Source organism: Gordonia sp. NPDC058843 (genome assembly GCF_042743165.1).
In the GTDB taxonomy this organism is placed as follows: domain Bacteria; phylum Actinomycetota; class Actinomycetes; order Mycobacteriales; family Mycobacteriaceae; genus Gordonia.
Window position 1 is genome coordinate 1 of sequence record NZ_JBHYNC010000065.1, and the last position, 12,696, is coordinate 12,696.

Annotated in this window: 11 protein-coding genes and 1 pseudogene; 11 read left to right on the forward strand and 1 reads right to left on the reverse strand. The window is 66.3% G+C overall.

Annotation, left to right across the window (positions count from 1 at the left end; translation table 11 throughout):
- Nucleotides 1-40: 40 nt before the first annotated feature.
- On the reverse strand, nucleotides 41-970 hold the full coding sequence (locus ACFW3F_RS24360; protein ID WP_388062100.1) for a hypothetical protein: 930 nt from the start codon (nucleotides 968-970) through the stop codon (nucleotides 41-43).
- A 377-nt stretch (nucleotides 971-1,347) separates the two neighbouring features.
- Between ACFW3F_RS24360 and ACFW3F_RS24365 the strand changes: the two genes are divergently transcribed.
- The 11 genes and pseudogenes from ACFW3F_RS24365 to ACFW3F_RS24415 form a co-directional block, all read left to right on the forward strand.
- Complete coding sequence (locus ACFW3F_RS24365; protein WP_388062102.1) at nucleotides 1,348-2,589, forward strand: ABC transporter ATP-binding protein; 1,242 nt, start codon at nucleotides 1,348-1,350, stop codon at nucleotides 2,587-2,589.
- Between the two features lie 2 nt (nucleotides 2,590-2,591).
- Nucleotides 2,592-3,398 (forward strand): ABC transporter permease, encoded by an 807-nt coding sequence (locus tag ACFW3F_RS24370; RefSeq protein WP_004023366.1) that lies wholly within the window; start codon nucleotides 2,592-2,594, stop codon nucleotides 3,396-3,398.
- Between the two features lie 2 nt (nucleotides 3,399-3,400).
- On the forward strand, nucleotides 3,401-4,282 hold the full coding sequence (locus tag ACFW3F_RS24375) for an MlaE family ABC transporter permease (RefSeq protein ID WP_388062104.1): 882 nt from the start codon (nucleotides 3,401-3,403) through the stop codon (nucleotides 4,280-4,282).
- A gap of 1 nt (nucleotide 4,283) precedes the next feature.
- Nucleotides 4,284-5,654, forward strand: a complete 1,371-nt coding sequence (locus tag ACFW3F_RS24380) for an MCE family protein (RefSeq protein ID WP_388062106.1) — start codon at nucleotides 4,284-4,286, stop codon at nucleotides 5,652-5,654.
- Nucleotides 5,651-6,733: an MCE family protein gene (locus tag ACFW3F_RS24385; protein ID WP_388062107.1), complete on the forward strand. Its 1,083-nt coding sequence runs from the start codon at nucleotides 5,651-5,653 to the stop codon at nucleotides 6,731-6,733. The genes ACFW3F_RS24380 and ACFW3F_RS24385 overlap by 4 nt, the downstream gene beginning before the upstream one ends.
- A 5-nt stretch (nucleotides 6,734-6,738) precedes the next feature.
- Nucleotides 6,739-7,845: an MCE family protein gene (locus ACFW3F_RS24390; RefSeq protein WP_388062109.1), complete on the forward strand. Its 1,107-nt coding sequence runs from the start codon at nucleotides 6,739-6,741 to the stop codon at nucleotides 7,843-7,845.
- Nucleotides 7,845-9,209, forward strand: a complete 1,365-nt coding sequence (locus ACFW3F_RS24395) for an MCE family protein (protein ID WP_388062111.1) — start codon at nucleotides 7,845-7,847, stop codon at nucleotides 9,207-9,209. The genes ACFW3F_RS24390 and ACFW3F_RS24395 overlap by 1 nt, the downstream gene beginning before the upstream one ends.
- Nucleotides 9,209-10,540 (forward strand): MCE family protein, encoded by a 1,332-nt coding sequence (locus ACFW3F_RS24400; protein ID WP_388062113.1) that lies wholly within the window; start codon nucleotides 9,209-9,211, stop codon nucleotides 10,538-10,540. The genes ACFW3F_RS24395 and ACFW3F_RS24400 overlap by 1 nt, the downstream gene beginning before the upstream one ends.
- Nucleotides 10,537-11,778 carry an MCE family protein gene (locus ACFW3F_RS24405; protein ID WP_388062114.1) on the forward strand — a complete coding sequence of 414 codons (1,242 nt, stop codon included), beginning with the start codon at nucleotides 10,537-10,539 and terminating at the stop codon, nucleotides 11,776-11,778. The genes ACFW3F_RS24400 and ACFW3F_RS24405 overlap by 4 nt, the downstream gene beginning before the upstream one ends.
- Nucleotides 11,779-11,877: 99 nt before the next feature.
- Nucleotides 11,878-12,510: a hypothetical protein gene (locus ACFW3F_RS24410; RefSeq protein ID WP_388062116.1), complete on the forward strand. Its 633-nt coding sequence runs from the start codon at nucleotides 11,878-11,880 to the stop codon at nucleotides 12,508-12,510.
- Nucleotides 12,510-12,696 (forward strand): annotated as a pseudogene (locus ACFW3F_RS24415) (hypothetical protein); the annotation flags it as partial. The gene ACFW3F_RS24410 and the pseudogene ACFW3F_RS24415, both read left to right, overlap by 1 nt.

Sequence of the window (12,696 nt, forward strand, 5' to 3'; positions counted from 1 at the left end):
AAGTCGCCTCGACGAAACGAGGTCTGGAAGTGTCGCCAGATCACGCGGCAGTGCGGTCCAACTTCTCCAGCCACGGCCTCAGGTGATCGACGAGCTCGGCACGCTCGAGCATGCCCCACGTCCACCGGACGACCATGAGGCCCTGTGCCCGCAGTGCGTCCTCACGCCTCTTCTCGCGGATCAGTGCCTCTCGCGGAGTCTCACCGGGCCGCAGGCCGTACTTCTGGATGCCGTCGAACTCTCCGATGAGCCTTCCTTCCCAGTCGAAATCGGCGCGTACTTCGCCATCGGAGGTCCGGAAAGTGTGCTGCAGGCGCGGAGCGGGTAGCCCCGCCGCGATCATCTGAGCTCTACTCCACGACTCCCCGACGCTTTCGGATAGGCGATCGGCATTATCGAGGGCACGCCGGGCCGCTGCGATGCCAGGCCACCGTGCCCGCGTGGCGAGCATGCCGGACATGAGCTCGCGATCGGCTCCCATCGTCAGTGCCCGGTCGAACACGACGAGAGCTCTTTCGAAGTCTCCGGCAGTCGCGACATCGACCGCAGTTCGCGCGAGTGAGGTCACCTCGATCCCGTCGACCACCGTTACATCGTCCGAGAGCAACGGTCCGACGTGCACATGCCGATGTCCGCGGACGAACCCGCCTCCTTTCGTCCGCTTGGTGAAGTGGACGGTCTCGCGCTCGGGATGAAGGATTTGCAACCCGTGGAGCGCGGCGGCCGAATCGTGGCTCAGTGTCGATTTGCCACGGTCGCGGACAGAACCCGCCACCGCGATGCACCGGAGTCGATAGACGCCGTCGGGGTCTGCCGCCGATGAATCGTCCGCCTCCACCCAGATGCCGGGGGCCAGGCGGATCAGGTCGCCCCGACGGACCGCCGCGGCGACCGTGTCGTCGGTGATCCCGACGCGCAGGGCCGCCTCGCGCCTGATGAGTCCGTATCGGTCGGTGGGGAAAAGGGTCATGACACTTGGACGTCGTAACGCGGAGTTCGGTTCATTCGAATCAGTAACAGACATCACGCCGACGCCCCGCCCGCCGAGCAACGCTCGGCGGGCTTCAGATCGTCCGACCGATGTACCGCAGGTGGAGCCCAGGTCTGCGGTGGCCGTCACATCGAGGGTCGAGACCCGACTTCCCTCACCGCGAACCATCGGATATTGTCATCGTCGCGGAGGCAGTTACCGGGCGGTAGCTTTCCCCGCAGCCAATGCTGAGAACCATGCGGTGGCGTTGTGGGCCCGCTCGGGTCGGTTAGAGTGACCCCAACCACACATGCCGCCGGCTGGTGCGCGGTCACACCGTGGCCGCCTGCGGGGGCAGCGATCGTCTGGAGGAAGTCGTGGGTGTTGAGGTCAGTGTCGAAGGACTCACCAAGTCGTTCGGTTCGCAGAACATTTGGCGTGATGTTTCGCTGACCCTGCCGGAGGGGGAGGTGTCGGCGCTTCTCGGTCCGTCGGGTACCGGTAAGTCGGTGTTCTTGAAGACCCTGATCGGTCTGCTGCATCCGGAGCAGGGGTCGGTGATCATCGATGGCACCGACATCACGCAGTGTTCGGCCAAGGAGCTCTATGAGATCCGCAAGCTGTTCGGTGTGTTGTTCCAGGATGGTGCGCTGTTCGGGTCGATGAGTTTGTTCGACAACATCGCGTTCCCGCTTCGTGAGCACACGAAGAAGAAGGAGAACGAGGTCCGCGACATCGTGATGGAGAAGATCGACCTGGTCGGTCTGACCGGTGCCGAGGACAAGTTGCCGGGTGAGATCTCCGGCGGTATGCGCAAGCGTGCCGGTCTGGCACGAGCGCTCGTGCTCGATCCGCAGATCATCCTGTGTGATGAGCCGGACTCGGGTCTGGATCCGGTGCGTACGGCTTACATCTCGCAGTTGCTGATCGACATCAACGCCCAGATCGATGCGACGATCCTGATCGTGACGCACAACATCAACATCGCGCGCACCATCCCGGACAACATCGGGATGTTGTTCCGCAAGGAGTTGGTGATGTTCGGTCCGCGTGAGCAGTTGCTGACCTCGGAGCAGCCGGTGGTCAAGCAGTTCCTCTCCGGTGATCGGTTCGGTCCGATCGGTATGTCCGAGGAGAAGGACGAGGCGGTGCAGAAGCAGGAAGAGGCGATGCAGGCCGCGGGTATCTCCGGTGGTGGTACCAAGGAGGACTTCACCGAGATCATTCCGCAGGTGCAGCCCAATCCCGGTATGCCCGAACGCAAGGCGATCGCCCGTCACCGTGAGCGGGTGCATCAGATGCTGCCCGACCTGCCGTCCAATGCCCAGGAAGCGATCCGGCGCAGCCAGGAACAAGAAGACCAGATCCGCGAAGAGAGCCGCGCCCACGCCGACAACATGGCGAACGGACGCGAACCCGGCGACAGCCGGGGCGGCAACAACGAGTGGACCCCCGCCCCTGCCGGCGTCGCGGCCGGGACTGCGCGGTCCGATCAGGCCAACACCGACGTCATCGACTACGGCGGCAGCGATGCCCCGACCGAGCAGTGGCACACACCCGGTGATGCACTGACCAAGCCCAGCCATCGTGCTGATGGGAACGAAGGGCGGACTCCCTAAGGATGAGCAGTGCCACCACGCGTGGCGTCGACCGAATCGCGCAAGCCGGGACAGGTGCTCTGTCGCAGACCGGCAATATCGTTCAGCTCTTCGTCGATGTTGCACGCCAGACCTTTGTGCGCCCATTTCAGTGGCGGGAGTTCATCCAGCAGGCCTGGTTCATCGCCAGTGTGACGATCCTGCCGACCGCTCTGATCGCGATCCCGTTCGGCGCGATCGTCTCGCTGCAGACGGGTTCGCTCATCAAGCAGCTCGGCGCTGAGTCCTACACCGGTGCGGCGAGCGTGCTCGTCGTCATCCAGCAGGGTTCACCTCTGGTGACGTCGTTGCTGATCGCCGGCGCGGCCGGGTCGGCCGTCGCCGCCGACCTCGGGTCGCGCACCATCCGCGAGGAGATCGACGCGATGGAGGTGCTCGGCATCAACCCGATCCAGCGCCTCGTCGTACCGCGCGTGCTGGCCATGGTGCTGGTGGCGATGCTGCTCAACGGTCTGGTCGCCGTCATCGGAATCGGTGGTGGTTACTTCTTCAACGTCGTCGTCCAGGGCGGAACGCCGGGCGCGTACCTCGCGTCGTTCGGCGCGCTGGCACAGTTGCCCGACCTCTGGGTCTCGACCCTGAAGGCCGCGATCTTCGGTGTCCTCGCCGGAGTCGTGGCGTCGTACAAGGGCCTCAACCCCAAGGGCGGCCCGAAGGGCGTGGGTGACGCGGTCAACCAGAGCGTCGTCATCACGTTCCTGTTGCTGTTCCTGGCGAACCTGATCATCACTGCGGTCTACCTGCAGGTCGTTCCACCGAAGGGGAGCTAGACGTGACCGAAGGTGGGGGCGGTGTGACCATCGCCAAGAGCCGGCCCGAGTACTACATGTACGAGGCCCGCAAGCAGCTGGGCAAGCCGCTGAAGGTGCTCGACGGCGCCGGCGAGCAGATGTCGTTCTACGGCCGGACGCTCGCGTGGATGCCGAAGACGCTCGTGCACTACACCCGCGAGGTGCTCCGCCTGCTCGCCGAAGTCGCGTTCGGTTCGGGCGGACTCGCGGTCATCGGCGGCACCATCGGCGTGATGGTCTTGATGTCGGGTTTCACCGGCGTCGTGGTCGGCCTACAGGGTTATGCCGCGCTCGATCAGATCGGTTCGCAGGCCCTGACCGGCTTCCTCTCCGCCTACGTCAACACCCGCGAGGTGGCGCCGCTGGTGGCGGGTCTCGCGTTGTCGGCGACGGTGGGCTGTGGCTTCACCGCGCAGCTCGGTGCCATGCGCATCTCGGAGGAGATCGACGCGCTGGAGACGATGGCCGTGCCGTCGATCCCGTTTCTCGTGTCGACCCGCGTCATCGCCGGGTTCATCGCGGTCATCCCGCTCTACGTACTCGGGCTGCTGTCGGCATACCTGGCCTCACGCGTGGTGACCACGGTCTTCAACGGCCAGTCCGGCGGCTCGTACGACCACTACTTCAACCTGTTCCTGCCACCGGCCGACGTCTTGTGGTCGTTCGGCAAGGTGCTGGTCTTCGCCTTCGTGATCATCCTGGTGCACTGCTACTACGGCTACTACGCCTCCGGCGGTCCCGCGGGTGTGGGCGTGGCTGTCGGACACGCGGTCCGAGCGGCGTTGGTGCTGATCGCGGTCCTGGACTTCTTCCTCGGTCTGGCGATCTGGGGCACCACGACAACCGTGCGAGTGGGGGGTTAGCGTGACGCTTCTGCGTAAGCGGTTGCTGGGCCTGGTGTTCTTCCTCGTGGTCGCGTTGTTCCTCACCGGGACCATCATGAAGTTCAACAAGACGTTCACCGAGTTCACCGACGTCACCCTGCTGACAGACTCCACGGGCAACGCGCTGCCCACCAATGCCGATGTGAAGGCGCGCGGCATGGTCGTCGGCGAAGTGCGAGAAGTGAAGCCGGCACCCGACGGTTCCGTCGAGGTCGTACTCGGGCTCAACCCCGGCCAGGCGTCGACGCTGTCGGACAAGACGACCGCCCGCATCCTGCCGAAGACGCTCTTCGGTGAGCGATACGTCGCGCTGCAGGTTCCCGAGGACAACTCGGGTCCGACGCTGAGCAACGGCGCGACGATCGAGACCGATCGCAGCGGCAACGCGCTCGAGATCCAGGAGCTGTTCGACAAGTTGCTCCCGGTGCTCGACGCCATTCCGCCCCAGGACCTCAACGCGACCCTGACATCGCTGTCGTCGGCGCTGTCCGGTCGCGGTGAGCAGCTGGGCACGACGCTGGAAGAACTCGATCAGATCTTCGGCGAGATCAACGAGAACCTCCCCGAACTGGAGGGCACTCTTGAGGGACTGGCCAGCTTCTCACAGACGTACTCGCAGGCACTGCCCGACGTGGTCGACGCGCTCGACTCACTGCGGACGACGACGAACACCATCGTCGAACGCCAGGACGACCTGCGGACGCTCATCGCCACGCTCGGTGTCGCGTCCGACGACCTGACCGGCTGGCTGCGCGCCAACCGCACCGACCTGATCGACCTCGCCGTCGACTCGGAGGAACTGCTCGTCGGACTGGCCAAACAGTCGCCGACCTTCGTGTGTACGTTCCGCAACTTCGCGGGCCTGATCCCGGAGTCGCGCAAGATCGTCGGCCAGGGCACCAAGAACCCCGGTGTGCGCGTGAACCTGCAGTTCGCCAATCCCCGCGGCCGTTACCTACCGAACCAGGACGAACCCCGCTTCATGGACCTCGATCCGCCCGCCGTGTGCTACGACCCCGCCATGGGTGGCAATCGCCCCTTCCCGCAGTATCCGGGTGGTTCGCTCGCCGATGGCAGCTACCAGCCGCCGTCTCGCAACCCCGGCCCGCGCAACGTCCGGCAGCTCCCGCAGCCGCAGTTCAGCGGTGTTCCGGCGGGGACGGTCTCGTCGGCCCCGGCCGGTGCGAAGCCCGTCGCGGTGGAGTCCAACCCGTTCGACGACCCGGACTACCGCAAGCAGCTCCAGGTCATCTACGGCGCCACGTCCGGTAAGTCGCCGGAAGAGGTGCCGACCTGGGTGACCATGATCGGCGGCGGTGCGCTGCAGGGTGCGAAGGTCGACATCAAATGAAGTCGATCGTCGGACCGCTGATCAAGCTGGTCATCTTCGGCGTGGTCACCGTGGTGACCACGAGTCTGCTCGCGGTCACCATCGCCAACGCGGGCGGTGACGGTGACGCGAAGTTCAACGCCGTCTTCACCGACGCCACGTTGCTCAACCCCGGCGACGACGTGCGCATCGCGGGTGTCCGCATCGGGCAGGTCGAGAGCGTCGAGGTCTACGACCGCAACAGGGCGAAGGTCTCGTTCAACGTGGACCGGGACCGTCTGCCCGACGGCACCCAGCTCTTCATCCGCTACCGCAACCTGACCGGGCTGCGCTACCTCGCGCTCGAGCGCGGGGCGGGCGATCCGTCGCAGACGGTCGCGCAGGGCCACACCTTCGGTCTGATCCCGGGCGTCAAGGACACCCACCCGCCGGTGAACCTGACCGAACTCTTCAACGGGTTCCGGCCGCTGTTCCAGCAGCTGTCGGCCTCCGACGTGAACAAGCTGACCGAGCAGATCATCGCGATCTTCGACGGCCAGGGTGGTTCGGTCACCCGTCTGGTCAGCGACACTGCCGATCTGACCAACGCGATCGCCGACAAGGACAAGGTCATCGGTGAGTTGATCAACAACCTCACCAAGGTCCTCGACACCGTCAACCGCAACGACGAACAGTTCACCAGTCTCCTCGACAACACCGAGAAGCTCGTGACAGGTCTTGCGGCGCAACGCGGTTCGGTCGGTTCGGCGATCACCTCGGTCTCCAACCTGACCTCGGTCACGGCCAACATCCTCGGTGCGACGCGTCCCTCCATCCAGGGCAGCATCGCCGGCCTGAAGTCGCTCGCCGATGAGATCAACAAGCGTGACGAGGACATCGAGGAAACGCTGACCAACCTGCCGATCAAGCTCCAGAAGATCGGCCGCGCAGCGACATTCGGTTCCTGGTTCCAGTTCTACCTGTGCGGTATCGACGTGGTGGCGGGCAACGGCAAGTCGCCGGTGCTGACGCAGCCGCTGATCCCGCTGCCCGACATCAACCATGTGCTCTACACCAGCGCGGCGACGCGCTGCTGGGCCGACGACCGGCCAGGGGGGTGACCACGATGGCAGACAACAACGATCCGAACGCGAACGACACCGAACGCGACGACGCCGGTCACGGCGGTAACGGGGCCCCGGTGCAGCATCCGCACCGGCGTTTCGGCGGCCGGCGCAGCCCGGTCAGCATCGGTGCCATCGGCATCCTGATCCTGCTGATGCTCGGACTCAGCTCGTTCTATCTCGCCGAGCTCCCGCTGCTCGGCGCAGGTGCGCGGTACACCGCGAAGTTCACCGAGGCAGCCGGACTCAAGCCGGGGAACGAGGTGCGTGTCGCGGGCGTGAAGGTCGGCGAGGTCGACGACGTGACCCTCGACGGGGATCGCGTGGACGTCACCTTCCGGGTGGAGAACACCTGGATCGGCGACCAGACGCAGGCGTCCATCCAGATCAAGACGATCCTCGGTCAGAAGTTCCTGTCGCTGAATCCGCGCGGCAGCGAGCCCGCCGATCCCGACGTGCCGCTGACCGACACGGTGGCCCCCTACGACGTGATCGAAGCGTTCTCCGGGGCGGCCGAGCAGATCGGCGAACTCGACAACGATCAGCTCGCCCAGTCGATGCGGGTCCTGTCGGACACGTTCTCGGGTACCGCGGGCAGCACCGGACCGGCGCTCGACGGCATCGCACGCCTGTCGCAGACGATCTCCAGCCGTGACCAGGAGGTCCAGCGGTTGCTCGCCGCAACCAAGGACACCTCGAAGATCCTCGCCGATCGCAACGAGGAGTTCGTGCGCCTCATCGGCGGTGCCGGTCAGCTGCTCGACGAGCTGAACAACCGGCAGCGCAACATCTCCGCGCTGCTGGCCAGCACCACGAGCCTCGGGGACTCGCTCACCGGCATCGTGCGCGACAACGAGGAACAGATCGGCCCCGCGCTCGACGCACTGAAGGGTGTCAATGAGCTGCTTCAGCGGCAGAACCAGAACATCCGCGAGTCGATCAAGTACATGGCGCCGTTCTATCGCCTGTACGCGAACGTGCTCGGCAACGGTCGCTGGTTCGAGTCGTCGGTGGTGAACCTTCTGCCGCCGGCACTGCCACAGCAGAACACGACGCGGCCGCCCAACAAGCAGGCCATGGAGAACAACGCCGGAACGGGGGCAGGGTGATGACCACACCAGACCTGACCCAGCACTCGGGTCCCGGTCGCTGGTTCACGCCGCGGCACATAGTGGTGCTCGTGATCGGGCTGATCATGGCACTGATCATCGCCGGAGCACTGTGGTGGGTGTTCACCTCGATCGGCACCACCAAGATCACCGCGACCTTCAAACGTTCGGTCGGCATCTACGAGGGCTCTGATGTCCGCATCCTCGGCGTCGCGGTCGGCAAGGTCGACTCGGTGACGCCGCAAGGCGAGACCGTGAAGGTGACGATGACCGTCGACCGCGGTGTCGAGCTGCCCGCGGATGTCCGGGCGGTGCAGATCATCCCGTCGGTCGTCGCGGACCGTTACGTGCAGCTGACCCCGGCCTACACCGAAGGGGAGAAGGCGCCGCGCGACCTCACGCTCTCCGTCGATCAGACGATGATCCCGGTGGAGGTCGACCAGATCTACGCGAGTGTCAAGGAGCTGTCCGACGCGCTGGGCCCCGACGGCGCCAACAAGACCGACGGCACCGGCCGGCAGGGTGCGGTGAGCGAGCTCGTCACCACCGGCGCGGAGAACCTCGAGGGCAACGGCGAGAAGCTGGGCCGCGCCATCGAGGGACTGTCCAAGGCGTCGACGACGCTGAGCGACTCGCGCGGCAATCTCTTCGACACCGTCAAGAACCTGAACACCTTCGTCGGCGCACTGCGCGAGAACGATGCCCAGGTGCGGCAGTTCAACACGCAGATGGCCTCGTTCAACCAGTTCCTGGCCGGTGAGCGCGAGCAGCTCGCCGCCGCGCTGAACAAGTTGTCGATCGCTCTCGGCGATGTGGCGACGTTCCTCGCCGACAACCGCGAACAGATCGGGGAGACGGTGAAGGATCTGCAGCCGACGACCCAGGCCCTGCTCGATCAGAAGAACAACCTCAAAGAGGTCCTGACCGTGCTGCCGATCACGGTGAACAACCTGATCAATGCCTACGACGCGGAGTCGGGCACGTTGTCGATGCGTCTGACGATCCCCGATCTGCAAGACCTCATCGGTGCGCAGTGTCGCCTGCTCGACCTCGGTCAGCTGCTGCCGGGCAACCCCGCAGCCGACCAGTTCAGCAACACGCTGCGCCCGCTGATCAGCCAGTGTGAGGAGATCGGCGACCAGATCCAGCGCGGCGTGCTCGAGCCGCTGTTGCCGGTGCTGCCGTTCGGCATCATGAGCAATAACAAGCTGCAGCGCGCACCGGTGCCGGGCACGGTACCGGGTAACCCCGATCCGCAGATCGGCAACCCGTCGTCCTCGAGGGCCCCGTCCGCGACGCCGTCGGGCTCGAGAGCGCCGTCGTCGACCCCGTCGACCACCCCGCGACCCCGGGGAGGCAACTGATGAATCGCACGTCGATGCGCACCGCGATGGCCGGTGCCGCGTTGTCGCTGACACTGCTGGTGACCGGCTGCATGTCAAACGGCATCCAGTCGATCCCCTTGCCCGGCGGCGTGAACACGGGCGACAACGCGCGCACGTACAAGATCCAGTTCGACGACGTGCTCGATCTGGTACCCCAGTCGATGGTCAAACGCGACGGCATCCCGGTCGGGCGCGTGACCAAGGTCGAGGTGCCGAGCGACCAGTGGTTCGCCCAGGTCACCGTCGAGGTGCAGAACAACGTCGATCTCTCCGACGAGTCCGAGGCGAGCGTGCAGCAGACCTCGCTGCTCGGTGAGAAGTTCGTGTCGCTGTCCGAGCCCGACGGCAGTGCCGAGGCGCCGCGACAGAATCCCGACCAGCCGATCCCGGTGTCACGGACACGTACCGCGACCGACATCGAGCAGGTCCTCGGGGCGCTGGCACTGCTGCTCAACGGCGGTGGCCTCAACCAGCTGCAGCCGATCGTGACCGAGCTGAACAAGGCGTTCGACGGCCGGACCGACAAGGTCCGCGACCTGATCGGCGAGACCGAGGACCTCATCGCCGGTCTGAACCGTCAGCGCGACGACATCATCACCGCCATCGACGGACTGGCCGAGCTGTCGACCCGTACTGCCGCGCAGACCGCCCAGATCGACCGCATCCTCAAGCAGTTGCCCGCGGGCGTCGAGGTGCTGGAGGAGCAGCGGCCGCAGTTCGTCGAACTGCTGACCAAGCTCGATCAGCTCGGTCAGGTCGGTACCGATGTGCTGGGCAAGTCGCGCAAAGCGCTCATCAACGACTTGAAGGCGTTGCGTCCGGTGCTCACGCAGCTCGCCGCCGCGACCCCGGATCTCGTCACCGCGGCACCGCTGATGCTGACCCACCCGTTCCCGGACTGGTTGCTGCCGGGCGTGCGCGGTGACTCCACCAACCTGTTCATGACGCTCGACCTCCGCGTGCTCAATCAGCTCGAGGCGCTCGGCGTCGGCCAGGGGACTCCCAAGTACTCGCCGCCCGCACGGGTGAGCGTGCCCGTGGACCGTCGCAACCCGTACTACCGCGGCAACGGACCGCGCTACGGCTGGCCGACGATCACGCTGCTCCCGCCGGCCCCGAACTCACGTCCGGGACCCAACACGCCGCCGTCGGGTGGGCGCTATCCCGCGTCCTTCTCGCGGTCGGCCGAGAGTGCCGGTCCGATGCCGACTCCCGCGGCCCCGGGTCAGGGCATCCTCGACGGCCCGCTGGCCGCGATGGGACTCGCGCCTGCGGCTCCCGCCCAGAATCCGTCAGGAGCAGGACGATGATCGGCAAGTTCGTCAAGGTCCAGCTGATCGTGTTCGTGATCGTCGGCCTGGTGGCGCTGGTGTACGTCGGCGCGAAGTATGCGCGCCTGGACAAACTCGCCGGGTTCGGCATGTACACCGTCACTGCCGAGCTGCCCGACTCCGGCGGCATCTTCACCAACGCCGAGGTCACCTATCAGGGCGTGCCGGTGGGCCGCGTCGGCAAGCTGACGCTCACGCCCGACGGCGTCGACGTCGCACTCGACATCGACAAGGGCGGGCCGGAGATCCCGGCGTCGGCGACCGCGGTCGTCGCGAACCGGTCCGCGATCGGTGAGCAGTTCGTCGACCTGCAGCCGACGTCGTCGGAGGGGCCGTACCTGAAGGACGGCGACACGATCACCAAGTACGCGCTTCCCGAGCCGCTCGAGGACGTGGTCGCCTCGGCGATCGACTTCACCGATTCGATCCCGGTCGACGACCTGAACACGGTCATCACCGAGCTCGGCCGCGCCTTCAACGGCCAGGGCGAGAACCTGACCCGCCTCGTCGACTCGCTCGGCAAGCTGTCGCGGGCCGGCGTCGACAATCTGAGTGAGACGGTCGCGCTCATCCAGAACTCGAACGTCGTGCTCGACACCCAGGCCGATCAGTCCGACGCCATCCTCACCTGGTCGCGCAACCTGAACCTGGTCACCGCGACCCTCGCCTCGGCCGATCCCGACCTGCGACGACTGCTGACGACGGGCACGTTGTCGGCGACGCAGATCTCGGAGCTGATCCAGAAGAACGGCAACGACCTCTCGAAGGTCGTGAAGGATCTCGCCGAGGTGGCCCGCACGATCGAGCCGGCGACCTACACGACGTCGACGACGTTCGCCATGCTGTCCGCGCTGTCGGCCGGTAGCCACGCTCCCGCGCCGGGCGACGGGCAGATCCACTTCGGCGTCGTCCTCGAGACCAACAATCCCGCGGCGTGTACGCGCGGTTACGAGGGCACCGACGCGGTGCTCGCCGAGGCTCGGCGCAAGAACCCGAACTTCGACCCGCGCTATGACGACTTCGCATTCAACACAGAGGCCAAGTGCACTGTGCCGCTGGGCAATCCGACCGGCGTCCGCGGTGCCGAGCGCGCCCAGTACGCCAATCCGGCGTACCCGCAGCCGTGGGACAACACCCCCAAGAAGGATCCCGACAAGCTCAACCTCAACCCGCTCGCCCAGCAGCTCGCAGCGCTGCTCGGTGTCCGGCCGCGGTAGACCCGACCACCCGACGAGCGTCGGCTCCGGCGATCGGACCCCAGGTCCGGCTCCCGGCCTTGGCTTGCGCTCAGGAGCGATATATACAGTGTGTTCCCGATGACTGGCACCTCAGAACCGACAGAGAAGAAGCCCGGCGGTATCCGTCCCGCTGTGCGCCGGGCGGCGAAGATCGCGCCGATCGCCCTGGCCGCGGCGGCGGTCGTGGTCGGCGTGGTGCTCGTCGCCGTGTTCGGTGTGCGGGCCTATGGCGTGTACGCCGACCAGTACCCCGCGCAGGAGACCCGCGACGCCGCGACACAGGCGGCCGAGCAGGCCGTCCTCAACATCACGACGATCGACCCGGCCGATCTCGACACCTTCCGGGAGCGTGCCGAGGCGTCGCTGACCGGTAAGGCGAAGACCGAGGTGCTCGGCGGCAAGGACGGCAGCGTCCTCGACATGCTCGGGACGGCCGGTCCGAACACGGCCAAGCTGAGCTCACGTCTGCTGCGCAGCGCACCGAGTGAGGTCGACGCCGGCGAGGACAAGGCCAAGGTCCTCGTCTACGTGGTGACCACCCTCGAACGTCCCGGCCAGGCCGGTATCGACGAGACACGCGGCTTCGACGTCAGCATGACCAAGGACGGCGACGCCTGGAAGGCCGAGAACATCCTCGGACTCGAGGGCATCGCCTACGCAGACGCAGGCGCGGCCCCCGCGCCGGCCCCGGCTCCGGAGGGGGGTAACTGATGGCACCCGATCGCGGCAAGAAGAAGCCCACCCCGAAGCGCCGCCCGACCCCCAAGGTCGCCGGCCGCACTGCCCTGCCCCCTGAGGTGCGAGGAGCGCAAGCCGACGCCCCCGTGCCCCCTGAGGTGCGGGGAGCGCAAGCCGACGCCCCCGTGCCCCCTGAGGTGCGGGGAGCGCAAGCCGACG